Here is a 25,860-nt window from a genome sequence, read left to right as displayed (position 1 = left end):
CGCACAAGCAACCTCATCCGTAGAGCCTTTCGAGCGTCGCGTTGAGCAGGTCGATCTGCGTCATCTTCAGGATGTGCAGGTAGTGCTGGTCGCCGTGCACGCCGTTCTTGCCCTGATGGCAGTCGTCGTGACAAAGCGGCACGGTGCAGAAGTCGCCCGCACGCTGCGCGCCGCCGTGGCCGACACGCACGTGATGCACGTCCGTCTTGCTCGTCTGCTTCCGGCCGAGCAGGTAGCAGCAGATGCATTCCATGCGGGCAATGCGCCCCATGTGCTCACGCTCGCGCTTGTTTGGGCGGTGACTCAACGGAATGCCTCCCGAACCCACTCACCTTTCACGCGACGCACGGCGCTGAACCGGTAGTACGGATACAGTTCGGCCGCGACCTTGATCTTCACGCGCGCGTCGTCGGTCCAATGACCCTTCACTTCGTGAATCTCGCGCGTGCCGTCGGCGAGCACGAGTGCAAAGTCAGGCGTGTACCAGGTGCGATCGGCGAGCCGCAGCTTCAGCGATTCGAACTTGAATTCGAGGATCTCGCCAAGATGCACGCGCGCGGCGAGCAGCTCGGCATATGCGGCTTCGGTCTTGTTCATGCGGCCCGCCGGCAGCCGGCCAAGTGCCTGCATGCACTGCAGCGGCGTCGGCGCGATTTCCGGCGCGCATCCAATCAGCCGAGCCAGTGCACCGTCGAGTTCAATCGGGCCTGGCGCAGCGAGCCGCGCCGCCGTATCCGCGACCAAGCCGCGCACGCGGGCGGTGCCGAACATGCCGCCGGCGATCGCGCTCTCGGGATAGCGAAGTGCGTTCTTGCTCATGATGCGTAGTCGTCCACTGGCATCAGCGCGTCCCCGAACGTCGTGCGCGCGAACTGGTAGAGATCGACGGAGTTAAAGCGCTGCGCATCGGCGAGAACGAACTCGGCGGCCTTGCGATCATTCGCCGCGCGCACGACCAGCACGCGGTACGAGCGCCAGTCCTCATCCGGCTTCCGGTCACGCATGTTGTGCAGCTTCGCCTGCGCTTCGACGCCCTGAGGCGTCTCGAACCAGCGAACGTCGCCGCCCGATTGCGGTGTGCCCGCGCCGCCCTTCAGCGCCGGTTCCCTGCGCACCCAGTTGCGCCACGTCGCCTCCCAGTCGGTCCGGCGCCCTTTCGCGCCCGGCTGAGCGATCCAATGGTCCCGAAACGCTGCCGCGACCTTGCGCACATGCTCCTCGGTCCAGGTCGGCTGTTCCTGCAGCGCCCAGAGGGCAAGCTTCTTCGTCAACACCCAGTCGTCCGGCAGCCGCGCACCCTGCGCGGATGCTTTCGGCCCCGAGTTGTCCACAGGCGTCGATTCCGGAGTGCGACCGGTTCCCTGTGGATTCTCTTTAAGGTTATTGGTGGTTCTGGGTGCCAATTTGGCGGGGGTTTCCGTCGAATTTGGCGGGGGTGCCCCGTCGTTTTTGGCGGGGGTAGGTGCCAATTTGGCGGGGGTGCCAATTTGGCGGGGGTGCCGTTCTTGCGGGGGTGTCAGTTTGGCGGGGGCAGTTTCGATTGGGAACTTCGATTCGTGCACCTGGTATGTCGTGCTGCGTCCCTTGCGGAACGAGCGCGAAATGATGCCGGCCTGCTCGAGATCGTCGAGGTGCCGCTGTACGGTCCGCTCGCCCATCGAGCACTTGCGGCGGATCGTCTCTACGGACGGCCAGCACACGCCCTCGTCGTTCGCTGTGTCGCACACGGCGACGAGGACGAACTTCGCGCCAGTTGCGAGCGTCGTGCGCCACGCCTGGTTCATCAGGTGGATGCTCATGCCGCGAGCCTCTCGACGATGTCGACCGCGCGGAACACGGCGTGCCCGAGCATCAGCGCGATCGTGTATTCGAGCCGCGCGCCGCGAGAGTGTTGCCAGCCTTCCAGCATGGCGATCGCGTCGCAGTCGACCAGGTGCTTGATGTCCGTCCGCATGCACTGCAGCCAGTCGGCCGCCGGGTCGGCGTTCAACTCGGCCGGATTGACCACCTCGTAGCCGAGGGCGCGCAGCCGCGCCGCTTCGGCATGGAAGACCGGAAAATTCAGTTGGGGGTGCCCTGTCATCGGGCCGGCGACATAGATACGCATGGCTCCCTCCGTCAGTGGCCGCAGGGCATCGATGCGCCCGCCACCTGCACGCCGCACGACAGACAGCGCATGCCGACCATCAGCGCAGCGCGGATATACCGGTCCGCAAACTCGTCGATCGTCACGTGCATGTCAGCTTCGGGCACGTGCTGCGCGACGAGGCGCCCGTCGACTTTCATGCGCAACCGCGCGCCGCCCGGCGCTTCGAGAACGCGGACATGCACGCCGGCGTCTTCGCCGGCCATCGCGGTCGCGCGCGCCGCGATTGCTTCTGCGGTCAGCCGGCTCATGCTGCAACCTCGACGCCAAGCAGTACTCGGTAGACCGTGCGCTTCCCTGGAACCTTCATCGTCTCGATGTAACCGGCCTCGATCAGATCCTTGATTGCGCCGCGCACGGCGCTCTCGCTCATGCCGCAGCGAAACGCGAGCGACTGCACGCTGGGCCAGCATTCGCGATTCGTCAGGTGCGCGAGACGCGCGATCGCGAGCAGTACGACCTTCTTCAAGGCGGGTAGCTCGATCTCCCACGCAAGGTTTTCGTGGTGGAGGCTCATCGGGGGTTCCTCAGACAGAAAAGGATCGACGCGGCGATACACGCCGCCATGCCGAAGATCAGGATGTCGGCGTCCATCACGAGGCACGCCGCGGTTCGAAGTGACGCGCCGCCGGGCCGCACGCGTGAAAGGTGATCGCGCGCTCGACGCCGACCAGCGGATGACGATGAATCACGGCGTCCGGCGTGCTACCCGGGTTGAGGGGCTCGGGATGCATCGTGCGGCCGCACCGTGCGAATTCCCATTTCCACGGAAGCAGACCGAACAGCGAGATCGGACCGGTGTCCGGCTTCACATGCTGGCAGTCGCGGCATTTCGGCGCGCCTTTCCCCGATTCGGTCATGTCATTCATCCCGTTTAGGTAGCGCCCTATGGGGCGGTTCTCGGTGTTCTTCCCCGTGGCTTTCCGGGGTGTCATCGGCGCAGCACATTTCCCTGCCGCTCGGGGTTACCGGCCGAGGCCGGGCTCCAAAGCCCGCTTGCGCGGACCGCATGTGCAATACGGCAGCGATTACGCAGTGCGCAGCGCGCGCGCCGGCGCATCGTCGGCCGGCTCGCTCGAGCGATAGATGCGGAACGTGAGCTGGAGCAGCTCCTGGATGTGGCGGTGCGCGTCGTGTGCGATGCGCTCAAGCTCAGCCTTCTCGTGGTCATCGACAACGCCATCGGCAATCGCCTGCGCATGCGTGCGGGCCAAGACACCGAGCTGGTCGAGGATCAACGTGAACTTCGTCAGTAGTTCCTGGTTGTCGCACTCGTCGTCGAGGCCCGGCAGCTGCACGAACATGCCGCCCGTGATGCGGGCGATCGCTTCAGCGAAATCGGTGCGGCCGGACAGCGTCTGCATGGCGAGCGCGTGCTCGGTATGCAGCACCTGCCCCTTCACTTCGTAGATTCGGTTTTGCAGGCTCGCGGCCGACATGCCGAGCGCCGCCGCCATCGCTTCCGCGCCGCCGGGGAACGCCCGGCACATGGCTTGGTAGGCTTTCCTCAGACCCATAGTCATTTGCCTCTCGTTCGATGGTTACGCGTTGGCCGCCGCGCGCGGAGAATGCGAAGCGTCAACAGGCGATGCCTGATCAGTGACGAGCTCGGGCCAGATCTCGCGCCAGTCGTTGGGGCGAAGTTCGGGACGCGTGACCGCGCCGCCAGTGAAGCGCTCAATCGCGCTGCAATGCTCGGGCCGGATCGCGCCGCCCTCTTTCCAGTTGGAAATCGTCTGCTGCGTCACGCCGATTGCCTTGGCGAGCGCTGATTGGGACGTGGCGATGCTGATGGCGCGTTCGATGTGCTCTTTGCTCATAGGGCGACCGGGGAATATCTACAAACGTGTTTGTAGCACCCTACAAGCAATTTTGCAACGCGGTTCTACAAAATACTTTGTATGAATACCTATGCTGAGCGGCTGGCCTGGGCGATGGAATGCGCACGGCTCTCGCCCCACACTGATCAATCGACGCTCGCAAAGCTCGTTGGTGCGCCGTGCAAGCCGCAGAACATCCAGCACCTGCTGGACCCGAATAAAAACGCGAAATCGAGCAAATACACGCCACGGATCGCAGATGTTCTCCGGTGCAATTCACTGTGGCTGGCGGAGGGAGTCGGGAAGAGGCCGGAGCCGTGGCCAGCGGACGAAATACCAACAGCCGAGCTGATTCCTGCATCCGACGATTCAATACGCGGGAAAGTGTCGGTAAACGACAACAATTCTCGGGTAAACGCTAGTTATCCATCTGTAAGTGAGCGGGAGAAAGTTAATCCCAAGCAGTTAGAGGAATTCATCGCGGATCTGAGGGCGAGGTCGACTGACGGCCGTCTAACCTCACGCCGTTTTTTTCTACTGCGGGAGCTACTCCGCGAAGGGACAGAGATCCTGGGGACGAGCATCGAGACACAACAAATTGCGACACGGGGCGGCCATGGCCCACGAGCGACAAAACGAGGGAAGTCCGGTACCGGATAACGTAGTGAGTCTGGATGCATACCGGCAAAACAAACTGCGATGTCCCATCGTCAGACGACAGTCTCTCCAGAAGCACAATGCGAATTTCGAAGTGGAGGCCCACCTTTACATCGACATCTGCTCGGATGGGGAAACGCGATTCGGTGTTATCGGGGCCGATGGCGGGAATGCGATCGGGCTGCTTGAACCAATTTTTATGCTCGGGCGGCAGCTCGTGCAACTCGCATCAGACTGACCACAAACGCCGCCATCGTGCGGCGAAGACCAACGTAAAAAATCTCGGGGGCGCAATGCGCATCACACTCGCCGCGGCTATGGCCGCCATCATCGCGCTACAGGGTTGCGCGACATACGATCTTGCCCTCATGCCTCGCGGCCCGGGCAAGATGGCGCAAGGCACTGCGAAGCAGCTCGACAAGTCGGTCTCGATCACCATCGACGATCGCACCTACAACGGCAAATTTGCATATGTTCAGGGTGGCTCGTTCACCCTTGGCACGGCATTCGCCGGCGGCCAAACAGCGACTGGAAGTGCGACATCGTTCAGTGCTGTCGGTAACGGAAACGTCCTCGCTCAATCAGCCGATGGGCGCAATCTGCGCTGCGTCTTCTCCTTCAGTGGATGGAGCCAGGCGGGCACGGGAACGTGTCTGACAGACGATAATCAGCTGTACGACCTTCAGATTTCTCGATGAGCCGGGCCGAGGGACTGCGACGCGTTGGAACGGTAATCCGCATTGCCGGCCTTGTGTGGGTCGTCGCATTGTGGATCGCGGCAGCATCCGGCATTGCACATGCCGTCAAAGAAGCATCCGCTGCACAGGAAACCTCTGCAGCCGTCCAAGCGCGACTCGAAAAAATGAGCGACGCTGAGCTATTGGCTGCATTGGCGACAGCTGATCCCAACAGGCCTCCGATCAATATGTCGCCCTGGTACTCCCGCGAAACGGCACATATCGCATTCGGATGTTTTGCGATCGGTATTGCGGGAGCCCTTTCAGCCTTCGCGCTAGCCTGGATACTTGACGGATTCGCTTCGCCGTCAAAGTCGTAGAGGCGCACGATCCCGCCGAGGCGGGATTTTTCACGCCCAACGCTACAAATATTTTTGTATTCAGCGCTTGTTTTTCTACAAATCTATTTGTAGACTTGCCTCACACCGTTGTCGGGAGAGGCCCATGTTCAAGAAAGCAGTCTCCACCATCCGGCGCGCTGCCAGCGCACCGCGCCTGAAGAAGCCGCGTACCACCGGCGACTTCGAAGCGATCACGCGCGCGCAGCTCAAGCGCGATCGGCGTGCAGCGAAGCTCGAGCGCGATACCTTCATCCAGAGCTGCACCTACTACGTGACCCGCGATGCAGCTGTCGCGGAAGAAGCGCGCCGGGTGCATGACCTGCTTGGCGAGCGTGCCGCGTGAAGCCCCGCGACTGGCTGCCCCTCGTCGAGCTGGCCGCATGCCTGCTGCTCGCCAGCGCCATCGCGCCGCCCGTCGAGCGCCTCATGGGGTTGTGGTCATGAAGGCCCTGCTCGTTTTCTGGGCGAAATCGTTCGCCGCCCTGCTCGCCGTCGTCATCGTGCTGGCCGCTGCGAAGCAGTGGGATGTGGCCGAGACGGCGCACGTTCGGGCCGGCATGACGCGGAGCGCCTGACATGCTCCTCACCCTCTGGCAAATCGTCGAAGACCTCGCGAGCGGCAGCATCACGCGTCGCCAGGCGTTCGCAATGCTGAAGGCGCACATCCGCGCCGCCGCGCGGAGACGCTGATCATGGCCGCCCGCATCCCCGTCACCGACGCGATGGTCGCCCGCGAATTCCGCCTGCAGCGTGTGCCCGGCTCGGCCGTCGACGCGATCACGAATCCCCTCATCCGGCGTTGCCTCGCGCTCGGCGCCGAAGCGCGCGCCGCGCGCGAACAAGCCGCGCCGCCCCTTTCCCACCGCGACGCGAAGTCCCGCGCCGCCAACGACAACGACTGACCCATAGGAGCCAGCCATGATGAAGTCCTACACGTCGACGCTCGTCGACATCCGCGGCGGCATGCTCGTCGAGGAAGCAACCGAGCAGCTCAACCAGCTCGTTGCGCTCGTCCGCGACACCGGCAAAGCCGGGAAGATCAGCGTGACGATCGAGATCAAGCCGTTCGCGAAGGTCGCGGACGCGCTCGAAGTGTCCGGCGAGGTTTCGACCACGCTTCCGAAAGAGAAGCGCGCCGCCGAGGTGTTCTTCCCGACCGTCGAAAACAACCTTTCCCGCAACAGCGAGCGACAGCCCGATCTGCCGGGCATCCAGCTCGCCGACACCGGCACCGGCCGGTAATCGCCGCATCCACCACACCATCAGGAGATCCACATGTTCGACCACGACGCACCCGATATCAGCGCTGCCCTCAACGCCGGCACGGCCCTCGCCGACCCGAAGAAGTCCCCGCTCGCCGACGGCCGGCCGTTCGTTGTTGTCCCGGCCGGCTACGAGGTGCGCACCCTCGACGAGCGCGACGAAGTTCCGCACCGCCCGATCGGAATCGTGAAGCTGCGCGACGCGGCGAGCTTCATCGCCTACTTCAACCGCCAGAAGACCGGCAACAGCATGATCTACGCATCGCTCGACCCGGCGCACATCCTCGGCGTCATCGACGACCACTTTCCAGCAAGCGACGCGCTCGACAACGGCGGTGCCAACTGGCGTGAATACCGCGTGCAATTCGCTGTGCCGGCATCGCGCGAGTGGAAAACGTGGACGGCGAAGGACCGCAAGCCAACAACGCAGCTCGAGTTCGCCGAGCTGATCGAGGACAACCTGCCGGACATCGTCAGCCCGTCGGGCAGCGACATGCTGTCGATCGCACTGAACTTCGAAGCCAGCAAGGGCGGCAACTTCGTGTCGGCGACGCGCCTGCAGGACGGCAGCGTCGATTTCGTATGGCGCGAAGACGTGAACGCGACCGGCAACAAGGTGAAGATGCCGACCGAAATCGCGCTCGAGATTCCGGTCTTCGAAAACGGCGCGAAATATCCGCTCGCCGCGCGCTTGAAGTACCGCGTGAAGGATGGCGGCCTGACGATCTGGTACGAGCTCATCCGCCCGCACAAGGTTCTCGAAGACGCGTTCCGCGCTATCTGGTCGGACATCGAAGCCCAGACCGAAACGAAGATCCTGCTCGGCTCCCCCGAATAACCGCTTTCCCCGTGGCCTGCCGCGCGCGCCCTCATAGCGCTCGGCACTTCCGGGGCGGACGTCTCGCCCCGCTTTTTTCCACCGGCTTCAACGGTGGGTGCTCGGTGTGACGGGTGGGCGCCGTCACAACCAGGCGTGCAGCGCCGGCGATTCATGCTACCCGCTGCCATATGCGAGCCGAGCACCCACCCTTGCAGCTTTCCCGAACTGGTGAGGACCACATGACGGAAGACATCGAAACCTTCCTCGGCACCGTCGCCGAGGCGACAGCCAAGACGGTCGCGACCGGGATCGGACTGCCGCACCTGGACGTCGTGAAGGCGATCAACAAGATGCACGCGGGCGGCCTGGTCGAGCGCGAGAAGCGCGCCGGCGGCGGCAACGAATACGTGTACTGGCTCGCGCGCGGCGCCGCGCTGGTGCCCGCAGCCAACGATACGCCAGTGGCCGCCGCGATGCCGTCGCTAGCCGACGCCATCGCCGCGCTTCCGGCCTCGGCCGTCGCTGCAGACAGCACGCCGCGCGTCGTCGCAGATCTGCGCGCCGAGGTCGAGCGCCTCACCGCCGAGCGTGACGCCGCGCAGTTGAAGGCCGACACCTGGCGCGCGAACGCCGCAACGCTCGAGGCGCGGATCGATGAGCTGACGCTTGGCCCGGTCGGCGCACGCGCGCCGCTGTTCGTGACGATCGGCAGCAACAGCAAGCCGCAGCGACATACGTCGCTTGAGAAGGCGCAGAGGCGCGGCACCGCGCTCGTGCGCAGCGAAAGGGAATCCGAAGTGCTCGTGCTCGAACCGGTCGGCCGGATCGTGCGCGGCGCGCAATGGATGCCGCGATAACCACGATAGGACACACCATAACCTCCACCAACACGCCGAGCGCTGCCGCGCTCATCGCCACCATCATGGAACAGGCGCAAGTCTACGCGTCCGCCTGGTCGCTGATCGGCGGCGTATTCGACCATGGGAACGCGCTGGAAACCGCTGAGCACGAGAAAGCCGAGCTGCGCAACCTCGTCGGCAAGACGGTCGCAACGCTCGAGCAACACGCAGCGGCGTGCGTGCGGCCGTCCATTCTCGACGCGGCCGATGTGCTTCGGGATGCCGTGCAGGCGAATAGCATGTTCGCGATCGGCATCGTTCACGGCATCACATCCCTCGCCAGCGGGAAGCCCATCGCGCCGCTGAGCCTCGAAGGGCTGCGACGCGCGATCCTCACGCCGCGCGAGATCATGCGCGACGAAGACGGCATGCTGTCGAACCCGGCAGTCCCCTATCTCGACGAGGACGTGAACTACGAGACATTCTTCGCTGCCTTCGGCATCGAAGCCGCGTTCATCCATATGGAGAACGACGTTGATTGCGACACGTACGACCAGTACTTCGCATCCAACAGCGCGAACTGCAGCTTCTGGATGCCGAGCGCGCCGGCCGGCGACGGCTGGCTGCTGCTCGAGATCTACGACACCGAGGACGGCCCGGTCGCGCTGTACGTGCGCGAGAAGAAGCGCGAATCAATGCGCGACCGCCTGAAGCGCGAGGCGGAGGAGCACTCCCCAGCGACGGCGCCGTATCACTGGAACCCCGTCTACAACACTGATCCCGTGCAGCGCGCCTGCGCCGAGCTGCCCGATGGCTGGGGCGTCAATGCGTGCATGGAGCGCGACGCCGGCTGGGTCGAAGTGTACGGGCCGGACGGCGAAGAGCCGAACTTCGAAACCGATGCCGATCACTTCGATTGGCAGATCCACGAGGCCATCGATTTCGCGATCGAAGCAGCCCGCAAGGGAGACGCATCATGAAAATGGCCCGTGCTTCGAAAGCCGATCTCGACGCGGCGCTCGACGTCTCGAACGTCATCGAGCAGCTCGAGAAAGGCTGGATGCCGTACGCCGACGATTCCGACAAACTCGAACGGTTCGATCGCGATGACGCCAAACAGTGCCAGCGCGCTCTCGCCGCGATCCTCGATGCGGCCTCGACGGGAAATCTGTTCCGCGTCACGTTCGGTATGACCGTCGTCCTCGACCCGCGCAACGAGCTGCTCGACCCGGCCGCCGACACGCTCGAGCTGCACCCGAAACTCGTTGCCGCGCGCGACAGCGCACGAGTCCAGGAAAAATTTAGCATCGCAACGATCAAACCAGGCGACGTGTTCGTCGCGACCGGTTACGGCCGCATCCGGTTCGAGCGTTGGGACGACTGCTGCGGCCAGCGCACTGCGGAGATCACGCTGCTCGACTATGGCGGCCGCCGCAACCCACTGCCGCAGGAACTGGAAGACCGTATCAACGAGGCTCGCGCGGCGGCGCAACATCCCGATGACCTGGCCGTCGATCGGTTCGCGGCGGTGATGAAGGCGAAACTCGCCGAAAAGCGCGCCGCCGGCCGCGGCGGCTGGGACGACCCGAAGCAGTGCGACGTCACGACGCTCGCACGCTACCTGGTCGAGCACGTCGCCAAGGGCGATCCGGTCGACGTCGGCAACTTCGCGATGATGCTCCACCAGCGCGCCGCCGGGCCGCTCGTGCTGCCGGCCGCCCTCCACGTCTACATGAATCCGGAACCGCTGCAGGGGGCACAATAATGCGCCGCAACAACAAGCCGACGGCCGCCGACGTGCTCGCCGTCATGAAGCCCGGCGTGATCTACGCCCCGTATAACCTCGCGATCCAGTTCAACATGGAGGCCGGCCGCATGCGGCCGATTCTCGAGGGCATGGCGATTGCCGGGCAGCTCTCGCGCATGCGCGTGCCGAAGTCGGGCCACGACAGCTTCTGCATCGCCGGCACCGAGCCGCGCGCCGCCGCGCCGCGCGAGAAGTACGTCGGCACGCCGGCCGCGCCGCGCACGCACTTCGTCATGACGGGCGACCTCGACTCGTACATGTCCGAGATTCGGCGTCGCGCCGACCTTTGCATGATGGTGCGGCGATGAGCATCCGCTATTCGTCACCCATGCACTTGATGTGCTTCCCCTGCGACGCGAACTCGACGAAGCACATATCGTGCGTCCAGCGATCCCAGACCATCGCATTGTTCACCGGCGTGTACCGCAACATCCACGCAGCGACTGCGATCCCGAACATGACCACGATGAGCGCGCATGCGCCGAGCGAAAGCTTCCCCATACCTACCCCACATTATTTTGAGCGAGGGATCGTAGCATGAGCGAGAACACGAAGATCGAGTGGTGCGACCACACGTTCAACCCATGGGAAGGCTGCCAGAAAGTCGGGCCGGGCTGCGATCACTGCTACGCCGAGACGCGGAATGCGCGCTTCGGCGGAGGCACCGCCGTGAACTGGGGGTCCGGCGCCCCGCGCCGCCGCACATCGCCGGCGAACTGGCGGAAGCCGCTCGCATGGGAAGCGGCGCATGCCGAGTTCTTCGCCGCGCACGGCCGGCGCCAGCGCGTGTTCTGCGCATCGCTCGCCGACGTGTTCGATAACGCAGTTCCGGACGCATGGCGCGCGGACCTGATCGACCTGATCTGGAACACGCCTCACCTCGACTGGCTGCTGCTCACGAAACGCATCGGCAATGCCGGATCGATGATCACGCGGGCGCTCGAGCTCGCCGGCCGCGGCGTCAATACACCGTGGCCGTGGTCGAACGTCTGGCTCGGCGCGACGATCGTCGGCCAGGTCGAGGCCGACCGCGACATCGAAAAGCTACTCATGACGCCGGCGCGCCGCCGGTTCCTGTCCCTGGAGCCGCTGCTCGGCCCGGTAGATCTTCGAGCCTGGTTCGATCCGACTGGCGTGTGCTGCATGCGGGAAATGCAGTCCTGCGAGGATTGCCCTGCTGATGCGCCATGGATTCATGGGCCGACCACCGAATACGCGGAGGACGGGACGGGCTACAGCTCGCCCGAAATCGACTGGGTGATTGTAGGCGGCGAAAGCGGCCACGGCGCGCGGCCGATGCACCCAGAATGGGCTCGCGATCTTCGCGACCAGTGCACGGCATACGGCGTTCCGTTCCTGTTCAAGCAATGGGGCGAATGGATTCCGATGATGGGTCACGTCGAGGGCGTGCCCGTGCGCGGCCCCAAGTTCACGCACCGTGACGGAACGATCATGGGCAACGCAGGCAAGCGCGCCGCCGGCCGACAGCTCGACGGCCGCATGCACGACGAATTCCCGGAGGCACGATGAAAGAGCGCCCGATCCTTTTCAGCGGCCCGATGGTGCGCGCCATCCTCGAAGGCCGCAAGACGCAGACGCGCCGCGTAGCGATCCCGAAACGCAGCTATGTCGATTTCATCGGCGGTGGGCCGAAGGACGGCCCGGACTGGAATGACCCGGCATGCTGGGGCTTCGAAGATCCGAACACCGGATTCTGGTGGGCGCTCCGCGGCGATGAGCAATGCAATCAGCTTCCCTACCCGCACGGAAATCCCGGTGATCGGCTGTGGGTGCGCGAGACATGGAAGCCACGCACTTCACATTCGTGCTCGCTCGACACCTGCGACTGCTCAGACATATGGGTCGACTACCAGGCAGCCGGCGACGGCGTCTATTTTGCGGAACGCGAAATAGACGAGGAATGGACGATGCCCGACGCCGCAATCAAGGGGCGATGGGTGCCGTCGATCCACATGCCGCGCTGGGCATCGCGCATCACGCTCGAGATCACTGCGGTGCGCGCCGAACGGCTGCAGTCGATCAGCTGGGAGGACGCGATCGCGGAAGGTATCCGCGATCCGCGGCGCGCCGCCCGGCGCGTCGATCCGGTCGAGGGCTGCGTCGCGCAGTTCCGCCAGCTCTGGGACGGGCTGAATGCCGCGCGCGGTCACGGCTGGGATGCGAACCCCTGGGTGTGGGTTGTTGAATTTCGGAGGATCGAATCATGAGCGAGCGCCTGATGAACGAGGCCGATCTCGTCCGCGTGACCGGCAAGAAGCGATACGGCAAACAGGCCGACTGGTTCAAGGCGACGTTCGGTATCGACGTCATCACGGCCGCGAACGGTGCCGTGATCATGACCTGGTCGACCTTCGAGTCGCTCCAGGCGAAGAAAGCCGGCCTCGCCGGCGACGCGCCCGGCACGCGCGAGCGCCCGGCCCTCCGTTCTGTTCACCGAGCCGCATGACGAAGCGAAAGCCACCGGTCCGCCGCGTCTACATACGCGACGGGTCGTACTACTGGGTGCAGCCCTACACCGAGCGCTGGAAGAAACTGTGCCGCGTCGAGGACGGCGAGGTGCGCATGCTCGAGCGCCTGGCAGCCGAAAAGGCGAAGGTCGAGAAAATCGACGGTACGGGCAACATCCCGCACCTGGTCGACAAGTACGTTAGGCTGCACCAGAAGGACCACAAGGAAAGGGCGTGGCCGGCCTACGGCCGCTACGTGAAGCGCGGGTTCGCGGACGTCGATATCGACCAGATGGACGTGCCCTACGTGCGCCAGTTCCTGAAAGACAACTGGAAGGACAAGCCGCACATGCAGCGCGTGATGCGGGCGTTCCTGTCCGGCTTCTTCGACTGGTGCATCGACCAGCGCCTGATGACGACGAACCCGTGCCGCGACGTGAAGCTGAAGAAGCCGAAGCCGCGCACGACGTTGATCAGCGGCGACCACTTCGCGGCGATACGGGAATGCATGCTGACGTTCACGTACGAGCGCGGCGGCCGCCAGCTCACTGCCAAGGTGCCAACCGGCCCGATGATGCAGTGCTTCATCGACCTTTGCTACCTGACCGCGCAGCGCTCCACCGAGATCCGCAATCTGCGCTGGACCGTCGATCCGAAGGATCCGGACGGGTGTTCCTGGGTTGATCGCGCCGCCGGCGTGATTCACTTCCGGCCCTCGAAAACCGAGGATTCGAGCGGCGTCGCCGTCGATTTCAAGATCACTCCAGAGATCGAAGCGGTGCTCGAGCGCGCCCGCGGCATCGGCCGCGTGAAAGGTGTCTACGTGATCCACACGAAGCAGGGAACGCCCTACGCGGCGAACACGGCCCTAAAGGCATGGAAAGTCGCGAAGAAACGGGCCGGCCTGGAGGACGTCAAGTACACGATCAAGGACATCCGCGCGATGGCGCTCACGGACGCGGAGAACGCGGGCTACGACATCGAGGCGCTGAAGGAAACGGCAGCGCACACGAATGAGAAGCAAACCCTCGATTACATAAAGTCCAGAAATGTGCCTACGAGCGAAATTCGTCTACATGTACCACTGCGCGCGAGCGCTTGATCGTCCCCAAAAATTCCCCTACAGTTGCCAGCAAACCCGCGCCGGAACTTGCTCGTTTTATGTGCAATAATTTGGGGGCAACAGCGGCGAATGCCTTACTGGATAAGCGATGCAGGCATCCTGTAAGTGCTGCTTTGGGATCAGAGGGTCGTAGGTTCGAATCCTATCGCTCCGACCAAGGAATCAAGGGGTTACGGTTCATACCGTAGCCCCTTTTCCGTTTCTGGGCCCTTCGAGCGTCAACCGGGATTCCCGGTTCGCGGCGCCTCGATTCATTGTAGGGATCAATTGGGGCATCGACGCTACAACGATCCACGCAGCCCCCGGCCGCCCTATTTCGAAGGTCGGCACAAAGCAAAGGGCTGACGACCTTGCGCTTTCATTGCAGGAAAGGCTGACTGGAAAGAATCGAGCGCCCGCCCGGCCCGTCGAATCACATCGACGCCATACGGGCCAACGCGCCATCCGCAGCCCCCATACGGCACTTGCCAGAACACGCGATAATGCGCATGGGACAACCTGCATCCGCGCATGAAAAACAACATTCTCAAGACCGCCCTCTGCACATCGCTGCTCGCGCTCGCGACTGCCGGCACTGCGTCGGCCAAGGCGCTCGACGACGCACTCGACTGCCACTCGACCGGCCACAAATTCGTCGCGCCGCTGCTCGCCGCCGGCGACATCCAGTCGGAGCCGATGCACGTCGAATCGAACTCGGTCAATGCATTCCGCACGAGCCACGCGCTGACGGCGTACGGCTTCGGCGTCTACGTCGTGCTCGGATACCAGGCGAACGACCCGATCTTCCGCCCGGGCGACGGCACGCCGATCGGCGACTGGGCCTATGGCGTCGTGGTGCGGGGCACGAAAAGCGCGGTGGAAGAAGCCGTGCGCAAGGCCGGCAGCGACGCGACCGTCAAGCAGGCGTTTCCGTTCCTGACTGCGATCGTCTGCTCGTCGGACTGAGCAGCTGCCACGACGATCACGCGGCAAGCCTGAGGGGCACCAAGCCTGCCTGCTGCCCGGCCCCTCCCAGCCCCGCTATCGACCTCGCTGCGGCCTCGCTTCGGCCAGTTACGCGCCGGTATACACCACGCGATACGGGATACCGACCTTCTCCCACTCGGCCGCCTCCTGGCTGAGGCTATAGTCGGTCAACGGGTTCTGCTCGACCCACGCGCTCGGCAGGCGCACTTCATACCCGCCCTTCTTCATCTGCGAAACGGAAATGTCCGGCAGCCCGGCATCGGTCCGGCGCCGACACAGCAGCGCCGCGAGTCGCAGGCAGAACAGCAGCGGCCACTCGACCTCGCGCGCCTGCGACAGCTTGCCGAGCTTGCCCGCGTGACCGAGCACGAGCGCGGCAAGGCGCGCCTGGTCGGTGCGCGAAAAACCCGGCATGTCCGCGTTGCTCGCGATATAAGCCGAGTGCTTGTGATACGCGCTGTGCGAGATCGACAAACCGATCTCGTGCAATGCGGCCGCCCAGCCGAGGAACATCCGTCCTTCCTCGCGCGCTTCTTCGTCGGCTTCCTCGAGTTCGTCGTAGAAACGCCCCGCCAGCGCGCCGATCCGCTCGGCCTGCGCACGATCGACACCGTAGCGGCGCGTGAAGCCCTCGACGGTCACCGCACGCATGTCCTCGTGCTGCGTCCGGCCGAGCAGGTCGTACAGCACACCGAGGCGCAACGCGCCGTCGGTCGTATCGACGTAGTCGACACCGAGTTCCTCGAACACCGCGAGCATGATCGCGAGGCCGCCCGCGAGCACCGGCACGCGATCGGGCTTCAGCGCGATCAGCTTCAGCCGGTTGACGTTCTCCGACTTGATCAGCGCACGCTTGAGCCGCTCGAGGCCGCCGCGCGAAATGCCGTGCGTGATGCCCGGATCGTTAAAGCCGTTTGCTTCGACGAGTTCCGCGAGCGCACGCGCGGTGCCCGACGAGCCGATCGCCTGGTCCCAGCCGGCCTTCTTGTACTCGCTCGAAATGATCTGGATCTCGCGCTTGGCCGCGAGTTCGGCCTGCCGCATCGTGTATTCGTCGACGTTGCCGGCCGGGAAGAAGGTGCGGCTGTGGCTCACGCAGCCGATATAGAGGCTCTCCATCACGATCGGCGTGTAGTGGGAGCCGATGATGAATTCGGTGGAGCCGCCGCCGATGTCGACGACGAGCCGCTTGCCCGCGCTCGCCGGCACCGAGTGCGCGGCGCCCGCATAGATCAGCCGTGCTTCTTCGCGGCCCGCGATCACTTCGATCGGGAAACCCAGTGCCGCTTCGGCTTCGCCGAGAAACTCGGCCGCGTTCTTCGCGACGCGCAGCGTGTTGGTCGCCACCGCGCGCACGTGATCGGGATGGAAATCGCGCAGGCGCTCGCCGAACCGCTTGAGCGCTTCCCAGCCACGCTCCTGCGACGCGCGATCGAGCATCTTGTCGCTCGACAGGCCCGCGGCCAGCCGGACGGGCTCGCGCAGCGCGTCGACGGGATAGATCTGGCTGCCCGCCGGCGTTTCCTCGACGCGACCGACGATCAGCCGGAAGCTGTTCGAGCCGAGATCCACGGCAGCCAGCAAGTGGGGGGTTGTAACCATCAGAAGGGGGCTCCGTGCGCGTTCACCCGCGGCGGCCGGTGCGGCAACCGCGGGCGATCAATCAAAGGCAACATTTTAAGCGTGGAACGCTTGCCATTGCCACGCTTCACGGGCATGCATCCTGCTCGATTGCATATAGCCGAAACATTTATGAGACGAAACGGTTACAGCGTAGAATTTCCCGATATAAATACATTATTGTCATTCGCACGTCATCGTACCGTGAGAGTTTCCGAGCGTCCTTTCGAATCATCGCCTGAATCACCCCCTACTCTGCCGATGTCCGTCCGTTATCCGCTTCTCAATCGTGAACTCGGCATCCTCGGTTTCAACGAGCGCGTGCTGGCCCAGGCAGCCGATCCGCAAGTCCCTTTGCTCGAGCGCCTCCGCTTCATCTGCATCACCAGCAGCAACCTCGACGAATTCTTCGAAGTCCGGATGGCCGGCCTGCAGGAACAGATCCGCGACAACCCCGGCGCACTGACGCCCGACGGCATGTCGTTACAACATGCTTACGATCTCGTCGTCGAACGCGCGCAGCGTCTCGTCCATCGACAGTACACGATGCTGCACGAAACCGTGCTGCCCGCGCTCGAACAGGAAGGCATCTACTTCCATGCGAGCGACACGTGGAACGACGAGCAGCTCGAATGGGCGCGGCGCTACTTCCTCGACGAGCTGCTGCCGGTGCTGACGCCGATCGGCCTCGATCCCGCGCATCCGTTCCCGCGCGTGCTGAACAAGAGCCTGAATTTCGTCGTCGAGCTCGAAGGCCGCGACGCGTTCGGACGCCAGGCCGTGATGGGCATCGTGCAGGCGCCGCGTGCGCTGCCGCGCGTCGTGCGCATGCCGCACGCGCTGTCGGGTTTCGAGCACGGCTTCGTGCTGCTGAGCTCGTTCATGCAGCGCTTCGTCGGCGAGCTCTTCCCGCAACTGACGGTGAAGAGCTGCAACCAGTTCCGCATCACGCGCAACAGCGAGCTGTTCGTCGACGAAGACGAAATCACGAACCTGCGCGTCGCGCTGCAGGGTGAACTGCCCGCGCGCCACCTCGGCAATGCAGTGCGCCTCGAAGTGTCGGCCGACTCGCCGCCGCACATCGTGCGCCGCCTGCTCGTGGAAAGCGAACTCGGCGAGAAGGACTGCTATCGCGTGGCCGGTTCGGTGAACCTCGTGCGGCTGATGCAGATTCCCGATCTCGTCGACCGTCCCGACCTGAAGTTCACGCCGTTCACCGCGTCGACCCCGTCCGCGATCACGAACGCGCCGACGATGTTCGACGCGATCGACAACGGCGACATCCTGCTGCACCACCCGTACGAGAGCTTCCAGCCGGTGCTCGAACTGCTGCAGCAGGCCGCGAGGGATCCGAGCGTCGTCGCGATCAAGCAGACGATCTACCGCACCGGCACCGATTCGCCGCTGATGGACGCGCTGATGGAAGCCGCGCGCAACGGCAAGGAAGTGACCGTCGTCGTCGAACTGCTCGCGCGCTTCGACGAGGAAACCAACATCAACTGGGCGTCGCAGCTCGAAGCCGTCGGCGCGCATGTCGTGTACGGCGTGGTCGGCCACAAGTGCCACGCGAAGATGATGCTGATCGTGCGGCGCGTCGTGCAGGCCGGCAAGGCGTCGCTGCGCCGCTACGTGCACCTCGGCACCGGCAACTACCATCCGCGCACGGCACGCCTCTACACCGACTTCGGGCTGATGACGGCCGACCAGAAGATCTGCGAGGACGTCCATCACGTGTTCCAGCAACTGACCGGCATCGGCGGCGAACTCACGCTGCACGAGCTGTGGCAGTCGCCGTTCACGCTGCATCCGCGCATCATCGATTCGATCCGCGCGGAGATCGACAATGCACGCGCCGGCAAGCGCGCACGCGTCGTCGCGAAAATGAACGCGCTGCTGGAGCCGACGGTGATTGCGGCGCTGTACGAAGCGTCGCAGGCCGGCGTCAAGGTCGACCTGATCGTGCGCGGTGTCTGCGCGCTGAAACCCGGCGTGCCGGGGCTGTCGGAAAACATCACCGTGCGCTCGATCGTCGGCCGCTTCCTCGAGCACCACCGGATCTACTACTTCCACGCGAACGGCGCCGAGGAGGTTTATCTGTCGAGCGCCGACTGGATGGACCGCAACCTGTTCCGCCGCGTCGAAGTCGCGTTCCCGATCCGCGATCGCAAGCTCAAGCGGCGCGTGATCGCCGAGGGCCTGTCGGTGTGCCTCGGCGACAACCAGTCGGCGTGGCAGATGCACAGCGACGGCCACTATCGCCGCCGCCGCGCCGGCAAGACGATCCGCAACGCGCAACTCGGGTTGCTCGCGAAGTTCTGCTCCTGAAGAATCGGCCGTGCGGCTCAAGTCGCGCGCCGCGTCGCTCCCAATAAAAAACGCAGCCGACTGGCTGCGTTTTTTATTGGGAGCCGGCATAACATCGCTCACCGAACGAGCGACGGCTGCCGTTACGCGATCATGCCTCGTAAGCGGCCGGCCGGATCGCGATGATGCGCGAGCCCGGGAAGCGCGCGGTGAACGTGCTGCCGCGCCCTTCCTCGCTCTGCACGTACAGGTGCGCGTCATGCCGCTGCAGCACGTGCTTGACGATCGCAAGGCCGAGCCCCGTGCCGCCGGTGTCGCGCGAACGGCTGCGGTCGACGCGGTAGAAGCGTTCGGTGAGCCGCGGCAGGTCGGCGGCCGGAATCCCGAAGCCGCTGTCCGTCACGGAAAACACACCCTGCGCGCCTTCGCGCCGCCACGTCACGACGATCTTGCCGCCTTCCGGCGTATAGCGGATCGCGTTCGTGACGAGATTCGCGAACGCGCTGAACAGCTCCGTCTGCGCACCGGTGACGCCGAGCGTCTCGTCGATCGAGAACGCGATGTCGTGATGCCCGTTCGACAGCGTCTGCGCGTCCTCCTTCAGATGGTCGAACACGGCCCGCATGTCGATCGCGCGATCGAGCGGCGGCTTGCTCTCGCCCTCCAGCTTCGCGAGCACCAGCAGGTCGGTCACGATGTGCCGCATCCGCGAGGCCTGCTGCTCCATCATGTCGAGATAGCGCGCGCGATCCTCCTCGTTCAGCGGCAGCTCGCGCATCGTCTCGAGGAACCCCGACAGCACGGTGAGCGGCGTCTTCAACTCGTGCGATACGTTCGCGACGAAGTCACGCCGCATCGCATCGGTCCGCTCGAGCTCGGTGATGTCCTGCGTGAGCAGCAGCTTGCGATTCTCGCCGTACGGAAACACCTGCACTTCCAGCACGTTCTGCCGCGACTCGCCCATGCCGCGCATCACGAGCGTCTCCTCGTAATGCTGCGCGTTCAGGTAGCGGACGAACTCCGGATGGCGAACCAGGTTGGTGATGTGCTGGCGCAGGTCGCGCTTCGCGTCGAGGCCGAAATGGACCTCGGCGATCGCGTTGCACCACTCGATCTGGTCGTGATCGTCGAGCATCGCGACGCCGTTCGGCGACGCCTGGATCGCCTGGATGAAGCGCGAATGCTGCTGCTCGACCTGACGCACCTGCGCATGCCACTGCTTCGCGAGCTTGTGCAGGCGATAGTAGATCTCGCCCCAGATGCCCGGCGCGCTCGGCACCTCGCCATAGACCGGTGCATCGAGCAGCCGCCACAGACGCTGCGTATGAAAGGTACTGAAAAAGCCCTGCGCGACCAGCATCACGACCACGAACACGAGGCCCGCGGTCGGGCCGGCGAAGACGCCGACCAATACGCCGATCAGCACGAGCAGCACGAGCGACACCAGAAAGCGCGCCCAGATGATGTTCATGATTCAGCGCCCGAAAGAATGAACGGCATGCCGTGGCACACGGCATGCGTGGATACGTTACGCGTGCTTGGCGAGCCGGTAGCCGCTGCCGCGCACGGTCTCGATCATCGCATCGCAGCCGGCCGGTTTCAAGGCCGCGCGCAATCGTTTGATGTGCACGTCGACGGTACGCTCCTCGACGAATACATGGTCGCCCCACACCTGGTCGAGCAGTTGCGTGCGGCTGTGCACGCGCTCCGGATGCGTCATGAAGAAATGCAGCAGGCGGAACTCGGTCGGGCCGAGATCGAGCTTGATCTCGCTGCCTTCCGCATGCGCGGCGACGCGATGCGTGGCCGGGTCGAGGCGCAGCCCGTTGATCGACACGACGTCCTCGGTCAGCTGCGGCGCGCGACGACGCAGCACGGCCTTGATCCGCGCCATCAGCTCCTTCGGCGAGAACGGCTTCGTCACGTAGTCGTCCGCGCCGATTTCGAGGCCGAGCACCTTGTCCTGCTCGTCACCTCGGGCAGTCAGCATGATGATCGGGATGTGCTTGGTCCGTTCGTTGTTGCGCAGGTCGCGCGCGAACGCAATACCGGACTTGCCCGGCAGCATCCAGTCGAGCAGCACGAGATCGGGCAGCACGTCGCTGATCAGGTTCTGCGCCTGTTCGGCGTTGTACGCCCGAATCGGGCAGTGACCGGCGTGCTGGAGATTCACCGAGATCAGTTCGGAAATCGCGGGCTCATCTTCAACGACGAGAATGTTGCTGGGCATCGGCACCTCTGTTCTTCCTTACGGAGTCGATTAACTGTTGGCTTCGCGATCGAGCGTGTCGCGCGGCTGGTGCCGCACGTCGGTGCCCTTCACGATGTAGATGATGAATTCGGCGATGTTCTTCGCGTGGTCGCCGATCCGCTCGATCGCCTTCGCGATGAACAGGTACTCGAGGCCCACCGAAATCGTGCGCGGATCTTCCTGCATGTACGACACGAGCTTGCGCACGAACGCACGGAATTCCTGGTCGATTTCCTTGTCGTCCTTGACGATCTGCGCGGCGGCGACCGTATCGAGACGCGCGAACGCGTCGAGCGCGCGGCGCAGGATCGTCACGGCCATCTCGCCCGACACCTTGATCTCGGCGATGTTGACCGTGCGCGCGGCCGGCTCGTCGACCAGGCGGCGCACGCGCTTCGCGATCTTCTCGGCCTCGTCGCCTGCGCGCTCGAGGTTCGTAATCGTTTTCGAAATCGACATCAAAAGGCGCAGGTCACGCGCGGCAGGCTGCCTCCGCGCGATGATGTTGCCGCACTCCTGGTCGATGTCGACTTCCATCGCGTTCAGCGTTTCCTCGGCCGTGATGACCTTCTCGGCCGCATCGCGATCGAATTCGTTCAGCGCGTGCATCGCGCCGACGATCTGCGACTCGACGAGCCCGCCCATTTCCAGCACTTTCGACGACACCGCGTTGAGATCGGCGTCGAACTGGCTCGACAGATGTTTATCCGACATGGCTGTTGTTCTCCGTCATCAGCCGAAGCGGCCGGTGATGTAGTCTTCCGTTTCCTTGCGCACCGGCTTGATGAAGATCTTTTCGGTCTCGCCGAATTCGATCAGCTCGCCCAGGTACATGTAAGCCGTGAAATCCGAGCAGCGTGCGGCCTGCTGCATGTTGTGCGTGACGATCACGACCGTGTAGTCGCTCTTGAGCTCCGCGATCAGCTCTTCGATGCGGCCCGTCGAAATCGGGTCGAGCGCCGAGCACGGTTCATCGAGCAGCAGCACTTCCGGACGGATCGCGATGCCGCGCGCGATGCACAGACGCTGCTGCTGGCCGCCCGAGAGGCCGTAGCCGCTCTGGCTCAGCTTGTCCTTCACTTCGTTCCACAGCGCGGCCTTCGTGAGCGCCCACTCGACGCGATCGTCCATTTCCGAGCGCGTGAGCTTTTCGAACATCTTCACGCCGAACGCGATGTTGTCGTAGATCGACATCGGGAACGGGGTCGGCTTCTGGAACACCATGCCGATCCGCGCGCGCAGCAGCGAGATGTCGCGCTTCGTCGTCAGCAGGTTCTCGCCGTCCATCAGGATTTCGCCTTCGGCGCGCTGCTCCGGATAGAGCGCGAACATCTTGTTGAACGTGCGCAGCAGCGTCGACTTGCCGCAGCCCGACGGGCCGATGAACGCCGTCACTTTCCCTTCGGGAATGCTCAGGTTGATGTTCTTCAGCGCGTGGAACTTGTTGTAGAAGAAGTTGAGGTTGTTGACCTCGATCTTCGCGTTCAGCGGCTCGAGCGGACGGCCGTGCGCCGCGTCGTGCGTGCCGGCGGGCGCAGCGGTGCGCTCGACGGGATTCAGGTGGCTTTCTGCCATATTCATCGGATTGCTCCGCCGTTACTTTTTCGAGAAGATCGAGCGCGCCAGGATGTTGAGTCCGAGCACCCCGAGCGTGATCAGGAACACGCCCGCCCAGGCGAGCGACTGCCATTCCGCGAACGGGCTCATCGCGAACTTGTAGATCGTGACGGGCAGATTCGCCATCGGCTGGCTCATGTCGACCGAGAAGAACTGGTTCGACAGCGCGGTGAACAGCAGCGGCGCCGTTTCGCCGGCGATCCGCGCGACGGCGAGCAGCACGCCCGTGATGATCCCGCCGACCGACGCGCGCAGCGTGATCTTCAGCACCATGCGCCACTTCGGCGTGCCGAGCGCGAAGGCCGCTTCGCGCAGCGCGTTCGGCACGAGCTTCAGCATGTTCTCGGTCGTGCGGATCACGATCGGAATCTGCAGCAGCGCGAGCGCGATCACGCCGGCCCAGCCCGAGAAGCGCCCCGACTTTGCAACGACGATCGCGTACACGAACAGGCCGATGACGATCGACGGCGCGGACAGCAGGATGTCGTTGATGAAGCGGATCGTGCTCGCCAGCAGGTTCTTCTGGCCGTATTCGGCAAGGTAGACACCGGCGAGGATGCCGATCGGCGTGCCGACCAGCGTGCCGAAACCGCACAGCAGCAAGCTGCCGACGATCGCGTTCGCGAGACCGCCGCCTTCCGTGTTCGGTGCCGGCGTCGATTCCGTGAACAGTTGCAGCGACAGGCCGCCGACGCCGAGATGCACCGTCGTGTAGAGAATCCACACGAGCCACAAGAGGCCGAATGCCATCGCACCGAGCGACGCGGTGAGCGCGATCGCGTTGACGGCCTTGCGCTTGCGCTGCAGGCGGTTGCGCATCGCGTCGAGCACGGCGCCGTCCGGACCCGGGAAATTCATGATGGGCTCGCTCATTTCTTGCCCTCTCCCTTCTCGAGACGAAGCAGCAGCAGTTTGGAGATGGACAGTACGATGAACGTGATCACGAACAGGATCAGGCCCAGTTCCATCAGCGCGGACGTATGCAGGCCCGGTTGCGCTTCCGCGAATTCGTTCGCGAGCGCCGACGTGATGCTGTTGCCCGGTGCGAACAGCGACACGCTGTCGAGCAGGTTCGTATTGCCGATCACGAAAGTCACGGCCATCGTCTCGCCGAGCGCGCGGCCGAGGCCGAGCATCACGCCGCCGATCACGCCGGTCTTCGTATAGGGCAGCACGACTTTCCACATTACTTCCCAGGTCGTGCAGCCGATCCCGTACGCCGATTCCTTCAGCAGCACGGGCGTGACTTCGAACACGTCACGCATCACCGATGCGATGTACGGGATGATCATGATCGCGAGGATCACGCCGGCGGCCAGGATGCCGATACCGATCGGCGGGCCCGAGGTCAGCGGGCCGAGCACCCACACGTCCTTGAACAGGCGGCCGATCGGCTTCTGGAAATACTCCGCGAAGATCGGCGCGAACACGAGCAGGCCCCACATGCCGTACACGATCGACGGAATCGCGGCGAGCAGCTCGATCGCGATGCCGAGCGGGCGGCGCAGCCACACGGGCGACAGCTCGGTGAGGAACAGGGCGATGCCGAAGCTGACCGGCACGGCGATGACGAGCGCGATGACCGACGTCACGATCGTGCCGTAGATCGGTACGAGCGCGCCGTAGATGTCCGAGTTGGGATCCCACTCGGATTGCCACAGGAAGCCGAGGCCGAACTTCTGGATGGTCGGCAGCGACGCGATGATCAGGGAAACGATGATCCCGCCGAGCAGCAGCAGGGTCACGATGGCGGCAAGCCGTGCAAGACCGCCGAATACGACATCCCCGAGGCGGCTCGGCGCGCGTTGCTGCGCAACGTCGGCGGACCGTGAGGACGTATAGGAAATATCAGACATGGGTGCCTGCTTTTGATTGCCGGGCGCCGTAACGCCCGGCTTTACCGCACACACTGCCCGACCGGCACGGCCGGGCAGCGAACCGCTGCAATGCTTACTCCGCGGCGACCGGCTTGCCCGAAGCGTCCGTCACCTTGACCTTCCACTGCTTGCGGATTTCCGCTTCGACTGCCGGCGGCAGCGAGATGTAGTCGAGGCTGTCAGCAGCCTTCTCGCCGTTCTTGAACGCCCAGCTGAAGAACTTCAGCGTTTCCACGCCCTGCTCCGGCTTGTCCTGCTTCGCGTGCAGCAGCACGAACGTCGCGCCGACGACCGGCCATGCTTCCTTGCCCGGCTGGTTCGTCAGGATCTGGTAGAACGATTTCGACCAGTTCGCGCCAGCAGCAGCGGCCTTGAACGTTTCCGTCTTCGGCTCGACCACCGTGCCCGTCGAGTTCTTCAGGGCCGTGTAGACCATGTTGTTCTTCTTCGCGTACGCCCATTCGACGTAGCCGACCGCGCCCGGCAGGCGTTGCACGAACGCTGCGACGCCGTCGTTGCCCTTGCCGCCCGTGCCCGTCGGCCAGTTGACCGTCGTGCCTTCGCCGACCTTCGACTTCCACTCGTCGTTCACCTTCGACAGGTAGTTCGTCCAGATGAAGCTCGTGCCCGAGCCGTCAGCGCGGCGAACCACGGCGATGTCCGTGTCCGGCAGCTTGACCTTCGGGTTCAGCGCGGCGATCGCCGGGTCGTTCCACTTCTTGATCTTGCCGAGGTAGATGTCGCCGAGCACCGGGCCCGACAGCGTCAGTTCACCCGGCTTCACGCCCGGCACGTTGATGACCGGCACCACGCCGCCGACCACCGTCGGGAACTGGAACAGGCCTTCCTTCGCGAGCTCTTCATCCTTCAGCGGAGCGTCCGAGCCGGCAAAATCGACCGTCTTCGCGACGATCTGCTTCAGGCCGCCCGACGAGCCGATGCCTTGATAGTTGACCTTCGCGCCGCCGGTCTGCTGGTAGTCAGCAGCCCATTTCGTATAGATCGGCATCGCGAACGTGCTGCCTGCGCCCGTGATGTCGGCAGCGTGGGCGGCGACGGCGAAAAGCGCGCCAGCCAGGCCGGCAATCGCGGTTTGCATCAATTTCATGAGACCTCCAGTGTGTGAGCGGATGACTACGGCACCGCGAAGGTTAGGGGCTCCTCATGACGGTAATGTGACAATCGATGAAACTGGCGTGACAGTA

Annotated in this window: 33 protein-coding genes; 16 read left to right on the top strand and 17 right to left on the bottom strand. The window is 64.2% G+C overall.

What is annotated here, in order from left to right; all coding sequences use genetic code 11:
- Positions 1 to 13: 13 nt before the first annotated feature.
- The 8 genes from CFB47_RS07445 to CFB47_RS07405 form a co-directional block, all read right to left on the bottom strand.
- Complete coding sequence (locus CFB47_RS07445) at positions 14 to 307, bottom strand: hypothetical protein (RefSeq protein ID WP_143330809.1); 294 nt, start codon at positions 305 to 307, stop codon at positions 14 to 16.
- On the bottom strand, positions 304 to 819 hold the full coding sequence (locus tag CFB47_RS41675; RefSeq protein WP_256946661.1) for a hypothetical protein: 516 nt from the start codon (positions 817 to 819) through the stop codon (positions 304 to 306). The genes CFB47_RS07445 and CFB47_RS41675 overlap by 4 nt, the downstream gene beginning before the upstream one ends.
- The gene (locus tag CFB47_RS07435; protein WP_089460794.1) at positions 816 to 1,799 is read right to left on the bottom strand and encodes a helix-turn-helix domain-containing protein; all 984 of its coding nucleotides are present in this window, start codon (positions 1,797 to 1,799) and stop codon (positions 816 to 818) included. The genes CFB47_RS41675 and CFB47_RS07435 overlap by 4 nt, the downstream gene beginning before the upstream one ends.
- Positions 1,796 to 2,107 carry a DUF4406 domain-containing protein gene (locus CFB47_RS07430; protein WP_089460793.1) on the bottom strand — a complete coding sequence of 104 codons (312 nt, stop codon included), beginning with the start codon at positions 2,105 to 2,107 and terminating at the stop codon, positions 1,796 to 1,798. Before CFB47_RS07430 ends, CFB47_RS07435 begins: the two co-directional genes overlap by 4 nt.
- 11 nt (positions 2,108 to 2,118) lie before the next feature.
- Positions 2,119 to 2,397, bottom strand: coding sequence for a hypothetical protein (locus CFB47_RS07425; protein WP_089460792.1), 279 nt, complete (start codon positions 2,395 to 2,397; stop codon positions 2,119 to 2,121).
- A complete protein-coding gene (locus CFB47_RS07420) occupies positions 2,394 to 2,663 on the bottom strand; it encodes a helix-turn-helix domain-containing protein (RefSeq protein WP_089460791.1) in 270 nt (89 codons plus the stop codon). Before CFB47_RS07420 ends, CFB47_RS07425 begins: the two co-directional genes overlap by 4 nt.
- Before the next feature lie 511 nt (positions 2,664 to 3,174).
- The gene (locus CFB47_RS07410) at positions 3,175 to 3,663 is read right to left on the bottom strand and encodes a YmfL family putative regulatory protein (protein WP_089460789.1); all 489 of its coding nucleotides are present in this window, start codon (positions 3,661 to 3,663) and stop codon (positions 3,175 to 3,177) included.
- A gap of 24 nt (positions 3,664 to 3,687) precedes the next feature.
- A complete protein-coding gene (locus tag CFB47_RS07405; RefSeq protein ID WP_089460788.1) occupies positions 3,688 to 3,966 on the bottom strand; it encodes a Cro/CI family transcriptional regulator in 279 nt (92 codons plus the stop codon).
- A gap of 842 nt (positions 3,967 to 4,808) precedes the next feature.
- On the opposite strand from CFB47_RS07405, the gene CFB47_RS41670 reads away from it, so the two are divergent.
- The 10 genes from CFB47_RS41670 to CFB47_RS07360 all read left to right on the top strand — a co-directional run bounded on the left by CFB47_RS41670 (position 4,809) and on the right by CFB47_RS07360 (position 10,737).
- The gene (locus CFB47_RS41670) at positions 4,809 to 5,321 is read left to right on the top strand and encodes a hypothetical protein (protein WP_256946659.1); all 513 of its coding nucleotides are present in this window, start codon (positions 4,809 to 4,811) and stop codon (positions 5,319 to 5,321) included.
- A 483-nt stretch (positions 5,322 to 5,804) separates the two neighbouring features.
- Entirely contained in the window at positions 5,805 to 6,044 is a 240-nt protein-coding gene (locus tag CFB47_RS07395) for a hypothetical protein (protein ID WP_089460787.1), read from the top strand.
- A 97-nt stretch (positions 6,045 to 6,141) separates the two neighbouring features.
- Positions 6,142 to 6,276 carry a hypothetical protein gene (locus tag CFB47_RS41665; RefSeq protein WP_256946658.1) on the top strand — a complete coding sequence of 45 codons (135 nt, stop codon included), beginning with the start codon at positions 6,142 to 6,144 and terminating at the stop codon, positions 6,274 to 6,276.
- 117 nt (positions 6,277 to 6,393) lie between these two features.
- Positions 6,394 to 6,603, top strand: a complete 210-nt coding sequence (locus CFB47_RS07390; RefSeq protein ID WP_089460786.1) for a hypothetical protein — start codon at positions 6,394 to 6,396, stop codon at positions 6,601 to 6,603.
- 16 nt (positions 6,604 to 6,619) lie between these two features.
- Positions 6,620 to 6,943, top strand: coding sequence for a hypothetical protein (locus CFB47_RS07385; RefSeq protein WP_089460785.1), 324 nt, complete (start codon positions 6,620 to 6,622; stop codon positions 6,941 to 6,943).
- 33 nt (positions 6,944 to 6,976) lie between these two features.
- Complete coding sequence (locus CFB47_RS07380; RefSeq protein WP_089460784.1) at positions 6,977 to 7,801, top strand: DUF2303 family protein; 825 nt, start codon at positions 6,977 to 6,979, stop codon at positions 7,799 to 7,801.
- Positions 7,802 to 7,914: 113 nt separating this feature from the next.
- On the top strand, positions 7,915 to 8,640 hold the full coding sequence (locus CFB47_RS07375) for a 1-pyrroline-5-carboxylate dehydrogenase (RefSeq protein ID WP_256946657.1): 726 nt from the start codon (positions 7,915 to 7,917) through the stop codon (positions 8,638 to 8,640).
- A gap of 65 nt (positions 8,641 to 8,705) precedes the next feature.
- Entirely contained in the window at positions 8,706 to 9,602 is an 897-nt protein-coding gene (locus tag CFB47_RS07370; RefSeq protein ID WP_089460782.1) for a hypothetical protein, read from the top strand.
- Positions 9,599 to 10,387, top strand: a complete 789-nt coding sequence (locus CFB47_RS41660; RefSeq protein WP_256946656.1) for a hypothetical protein — start codon at positions 9,599 to 9,601, stop codon at positions 10,385 to 10,387. Before CFB47_RS07370 ends, CFB47_RS41660 begins: the two co-directional genes overlap by 4 nt.
- Positions 10,387 to 10,737, top strand: a complete 351-nt coding sequence (locus CFB47_RS07360) for a hypothetical protein (RefSeq protein ID WP_089460781.1) — start codon at positions 10,387 to 10,389, stop codon at positions 10,735 to 10,737. Before CFB47_RS41660 ends, CFB47_RS07360 begins: the two co-directional genes overlap by 1 nt.
- A gap of 7 nt (positions 10,738 to 10,744) precedes the next feature.
- Here CFB47_RS07360 and CFB47_RS07355 read toward each other — a convergent pair whose 3' ends face one another.
- Positions 10,745 to 10,930, bottom strand: coding sequence for a hypothetical protein (locus CFB47_RS07355; RefSeq protein ID WP_089460780.1), 186 nt, complete (start codon positions 10,928 to 10,930; stop codon positions 10,745 to 10,747).
- A gap of 36 nt (positions 10,931 to 10,966) precedes the next feature.
- Here CFB47_RS07355 and CFB47_RS07350 point away from each other — a divergent pair, with 36 nt between their 5' ends.
- From CFB47_RS07350 to CFB47_RS07330, 5 genes are all read left to right on the top strand, one after another.
- The gene (locus CFB47_RS07350; protein WP_089460779.1) at positions 10,967 to 11,959 is read left to right on the top strand and encodes a phage Gp37/Gp68 family protein; all 993 of its coding nucleotides are present in this window, start codon (positions 10,967 to 10,969) and stop codon (positions 11,957 to 11,959) included.
- Complete coding sequence (locus CFB47_RS07345) at positions 11,956 to 12,657, top strand: hypothetical protein (RefSeq protein ID WP_089460778.1); 702 nt, start codon at positions 11,956 to 11,958, stop codon at positions 12,655 to 12,657. The genes CFB47_RS07350 and CFB47_RS07345 overlap by 4 nt, the downstream gene beginning before the upstream one ends.
- Positions 12,654 to 12,896, top strand: a complete 243-nt coding sequence (locus CFB47_RS07340) for a DUF4224 domain-containing protein (RefSeq protein ID WP_089460777.1) — start codon at positions 12,654 to 12,656, stop codon at positions 12,894 to 12,896. Before CFB47_RS07345 ends, CFB47_RS07340 begins: the two co-directional genes overlap by 4 nt.
- Positions 12,893 to 13,999: a tyrosine-type recombinase/integrase gene (locus CFB47_RS07335; RefSeq protein ID WP_089460776.1), complete on the top strand. Its 1,107-nt coding sequence runs from the start codon at positions 12,893 to 12,895 to the stop codon at positions 13,997 to 13,999. The genes CFB47_RS07340 and CFB47_RS07335 overlap by 4 nt, the downstream gene beginning before the upstream one ends.
- 531 nt (positions 14,000 to 14,530) lie before the next feature.
- The gene (locus tag CFB47_RS07330; protein WP_089455973.1) at positions 14,531 to 14,965 is read left to right on the top strand and encodes a hypothetical protein; all 435 of its coding nucleotides are present in this window, start codon (positions 14,531 to 14,533) and stop codon (positions 14,963 to 14,965) included.
- 108 nt (positions 14,966 to 15,073) lie between these two features.
- On the opposite strand, the gene ppx is transcribed toward CFB47_RS07330, so the two are convergent.
- Positions 15,074 to 16,588 carry an exopolyphosphatase gene (gene ppx / locus CFB47_RS07325; protein ID WP_089455972.1) on the bottom strand — a complete coding sequence of 505 codons (1,515 nt, stop codon included), beginning with the start codon at positions 16,586 to 16,588 and terminating at the stop codon, positions 15,074 to 15,076.
- Positions 16,589 to 16,867: 279 nt separating this feature from the next.
- On the opposite strand from ppx, the gene ppk1 reads away from it, so the two are divergent.
- Positions 16,868 to 18,931: a polyphosphate kinase 1 gene (gene ppk1, locus CFB47_RS07320; RefSeq protein ID WP_089439710.1), complete on the top strand. Its 2,064-nt coding sequence runs from the start codon at positions 16,868 to 16,870 to the stop codon at positions 18,929 to 18,931.
- Positions 18,932 to 19,061: 130 nt separating this feature from the next.
- Here the strand turns inward: ppk1 and phoR are convergent, their stop codons facing one another.
- From phoR to pstS, 7 genes are all read right to left on the bottom strand, one after another.
- Positions 19,062 to 20,381 (bottom strand): phosphate regulon sensor histidine kinase PhoR, encoded by a 1,320-nt coding sequence (gene phoR, locus CFB47_RS07315; protein WP_089460775.1) that lies wholly within the window; start codon positions 20,379 to 20,381, stop codon positions 19,062 to 19,064.
- A 57-nt stretch (positions 20,382 to 20,438) separates the two neighbouring features.
- Positions 20,439 to 21,140 (bottom strand): phosphate regulon transcriptional regulator PhoB, encoded by a 702-nt coding sequence (phoB, locus tag CFB47_RS07310; protein WP_027787869.1) that lies wholly within the window; start codon positions 21,138 to 21,140, stop codon positions 20,439 to 20,441.
- A 30-nt stretch (positions 21,141 to 21,170) separates the two neighbouring features.
- A complete protein-coding gene (gene phoU / locus CFB47_RS07305; protein ID WP_039347650.1) occupies positions 21,171 to 21,875 on the bottom strand; it encodes a phosphate signaling complex protein PhoU in 705 nt (234 codons plus the stop codon).
- An 18-nt stretch (positions 21,876 to 21,893) separates the two neighbouring features.
- On the bottom strand, positions 21,894 to 22,742 hold the full coding sequence (pstB, locus tag CFB47_RS07300; RefSeq protein ID WP_089425006.1) for a phosphate ABC transporter ATP-binding protein PstB: 849 nt from the start codon (positions 22,740 to 22,742) through the stop codon (positions 21,894 to 21,896).
- A 15-nt stretch (positions 22,743 to 22,757) separates the two neighbouring features.
- Entirely contained in the window at positions 22,758 to 23,651 is an 894-nt protein-coding gene (gene pstA, locus CFB47_RS07295; RefSeq protein WP_089460774.1) for a phosphate ABC transporter permease PstA, read from the bottom strand.
- Complete coding sequence (gene pstC, locus CFB47_RS07290; RefSeq protein ID WP_089460773.1) at positions 23,648 to 24,634, bottom strand: phosphate ABC transporter permease PstC; 987 nt, start codon at positions 24,632 to 24,634, stop codon at positions 23,648 to 23,650. The genes pstA and pstC overlap by 4 nt, the downstream gene beginning before the upstream one ends.
- A gap of 94 nt (positions 24,635 to 24,728) precedes the next feature.
- Positions 24,729 to 25,763, bottom strand: a complete 1,035-nt coding sequence (gene pstS / locus CFB47_RS07285; protein ID WP_089455968.1) for a phosphate ABC transporter substrate-binding protein PstS — start codon at positions 25,761 to 25,763, stop codon at positions 24,729 to 24,731.
- Between the last annotated feature and the right edge of the window lie 97 nt (positions 25,764 to 25,860).

The organism is Burkholderia sp. AU27893, assembly GCF_002223205.1.
Classification (GTDB): domain Bacteria; phylum Pseudomonadota; class Gammaproteobacteria; order Burkholderiales; family Burkholderiaceae; genus Burkholderia.
This window is presented reverse-complemented; position numbering and strand designations above follow the sequence as displayed.

Excerpts from the sequence above, each read along its gene's own strand:
- CFB47_RS41675 (WP_256946661.1), bottom strand. The coding sequence starts at position 819 with ATGAGCAAGAACGCACTTCGCTATCCCGAGAGCGCGATCGCCGGCGGC.
- CFB47_RS07435 (WP_089460794.1), bottom strand. The coding sequence starts at position 1,799 with ATGAGCATCCACCTGATGAACCAGGCGTGGCGCACGACGCTCGCAACT.
- CFB47_RS07430 (WP_089460793.1), bottom strand. The coding sequence starts at position 2,107 with ATGCGTATCTATGTCGCCGGCCCGATGACAGGGCACCCCCAACTGAAT.
- CFB47_RS07425 (WP_089460792.1), bottom strand. The coding sequence starts at position 2,397 with ATGAGCCGGCTGACCGCAGAAGCAATCGCGGCGCGCGCGACCGCGATG.
- CFB47_RS07420 (WP_089460791.1), bottom strand. The coding sequence starts at position 2,663 with ATGAGCCTCCACCACGAAAACCTTGCGTGGGAGATCGAGCTACCCGCC.
- CFB47_RS07410 (WP_089460789.1), bottom strand. The coding sequence starts at position 3,663 with ATGGGTCTGAGGAAAGCCTACCAAGCCATGTGCCGGGCGTTCCCCGGC.
- CFB47_RS07405 (WP_089460788.1), bottom strand. The coding sequence starts at position 3,966 with ATGAGCAAAGAGCACATCGAACGCGCCATCAGCATCGCCACGTCCCAA.
- CFB47_RS07395 (WP_089460787.1), top strand. The coding sequence starts at position 5,805 with ATGTTCAAGAAAGCAGTCTCCACCATCCGGCGCGCTGCCAGCGCACCG.
- CFB47_RS41665 (WP_256946658.1), top strand. The coding sequence starts at position 6,142 with ATGAAGGCCCTGCTCGTTTTCTGGGCGAAATCGTTCGCCGCCCTGCTC.
- CFB47_RS07390 (WP_089460786.1), top strand. The coding sequence starts at position 6,394 with ATGGCCGCCCGCATCCCCGTCACCGACGCGATGGTCGCCCGCGAATTC.
- CFB47_RS07385 (WP_089460785.1), top strand. The coding sequence starts at position 6,620 with ATGATGAAGTCCTACACGTCGACGCTCGTCGACATCCGCGGCGGCATG.
- CFB47_RS07380 (WP_089460784.1), top strand. The coding sequence starts at position 6,977 with ATGTTCGACCACGACGCACCCGATATCAGCGCTGCCCTCAACGCCGGC.
- CFB47_RS07370 (WP_089460782.1), top strand. The coding sequence starts at position 8,706 with ATGGAACAGGCGCAAGTCTACGCGTCCGCCTGGTCGCTGATCGGCGGC.
- CFB47_RS41660 (WP_256946656.1), top strand. The coding sequence starts at position 9,599 with ATGAAAATGGCCCGTGCTTCGAAAGCCGATCTCGACGCGGCGCTCGAC.
- CFB47_RS07360 (WP_089460781.1), top strand. The coding sequence starts at position 10,387 with ATGCGCCGCAACAACAAGCCGACGGCCGCCGACGTGCTCGCCGTCATG.
- CFB47_RS07355 (WP_089460780.1), bottom strand. The coding sequence starts at position 10,930 with ATGGGGAAGCTTTCGCTCGGCGCATGCGCGCTCATCGTGGTCATGTTC.
- CFB47_RS07350 (WP_089460779.1), top strand. The coding sequence starts at position 10,967 with ATGAGCGAGAACACGAAGATCGAGTGGTGCGACCACACGTTCAACCCA.
- CFB47_RS07345 (WP_089460778.1), top strand. The coding sequence starts at position 11,956 with ATGAAAGAGCGCCCGATCCTTTTCAGCGGCCCGATGGTGCGCGCCATC.
- CFB47_RS07340 (WP_089460777.1), top strand. The coding sequence starts at position 12,654 with ATGAGCGAGCGCCTGATGAACGAGGCCGATCTCGTCCGCGTGACCGGC.
- CFB47_RS07335 (WP_089460776.1), top strand. The coding sequence starts at position 12,893 with ATGACGAAGCGAAAGCCACCGGTCCGCCGCGTCTACATACGCGACGGG.
- CFB47_RS07330 (WP_089455973.1), top strand. The coding sequence starts at position 14,531 with ATGAAAAACAACATTCTCAAGACCGCCCTCTGCACATCGCTGCTCGCG.
- ppx (WP_089455972.1), bottom strand. The coding sequence starts at position 16,588 with ATGGTTACAACCCCCCACTTGCTGGCTGCCGTGGATCTCGGCTCGAAC.
- ppk1 (WP_089439710.1), top strand. The coding sequence starts at position 16,868 with ATGTCCGTCCGTTATCCGCTTCTCAATCGTGAACTCGGCATCCTCGGT.
- phoR (WP_089460775.1), bottom strand. The coding sequence starts at position 20,381 with ATGAACATCATCTGGGCGCGCTTTCTGGTGTCGCTCGTGCTGCTCGTG.
- phoB (WP_027787869.1), bottom strand. The coding sequence starts at position 21,140 with ATGCCCAGCAACATTCTCGTCGTTGAAGATGAGCCCGCGATTTCCGAA.
- phoU (WP_039347650.1), bottom strand. The coding sequence starts at position 21,875 with ATGTCGGATAAACATCTGTCGAGCCAGTTCGACGCCGATCTCAACGCG.
- pstB (WP_089425006.1), bottom strand. The coding sequence starts at position 22,742 with ATGAATATGGCAGAAAGCCACCTGAATCCCGTCGAGCGCACCGCTGCG.
- pstA (WP_089460774.1), bottom strand. The coding sequence starts at position 23,651 with ATGAGCGAGCCCATCATGAATTTCCCGGGTCCGGACGGCGCCGTGCTC.
- pstC (WP_089460773.1), bottom strand. The coding sequence starts at position 24,634 with ATGTCTGATATTTCCTATACGTCCTCACGGTCCGCCGACGTTGCGCAG.
- pstS (WP_089455968.1), bottom strand. The coding sequence starts at position 25,763 with ATGAAATTGATGCAAACCGCGATTGCCGGCCTGGCTGGCGCGCTTTTC.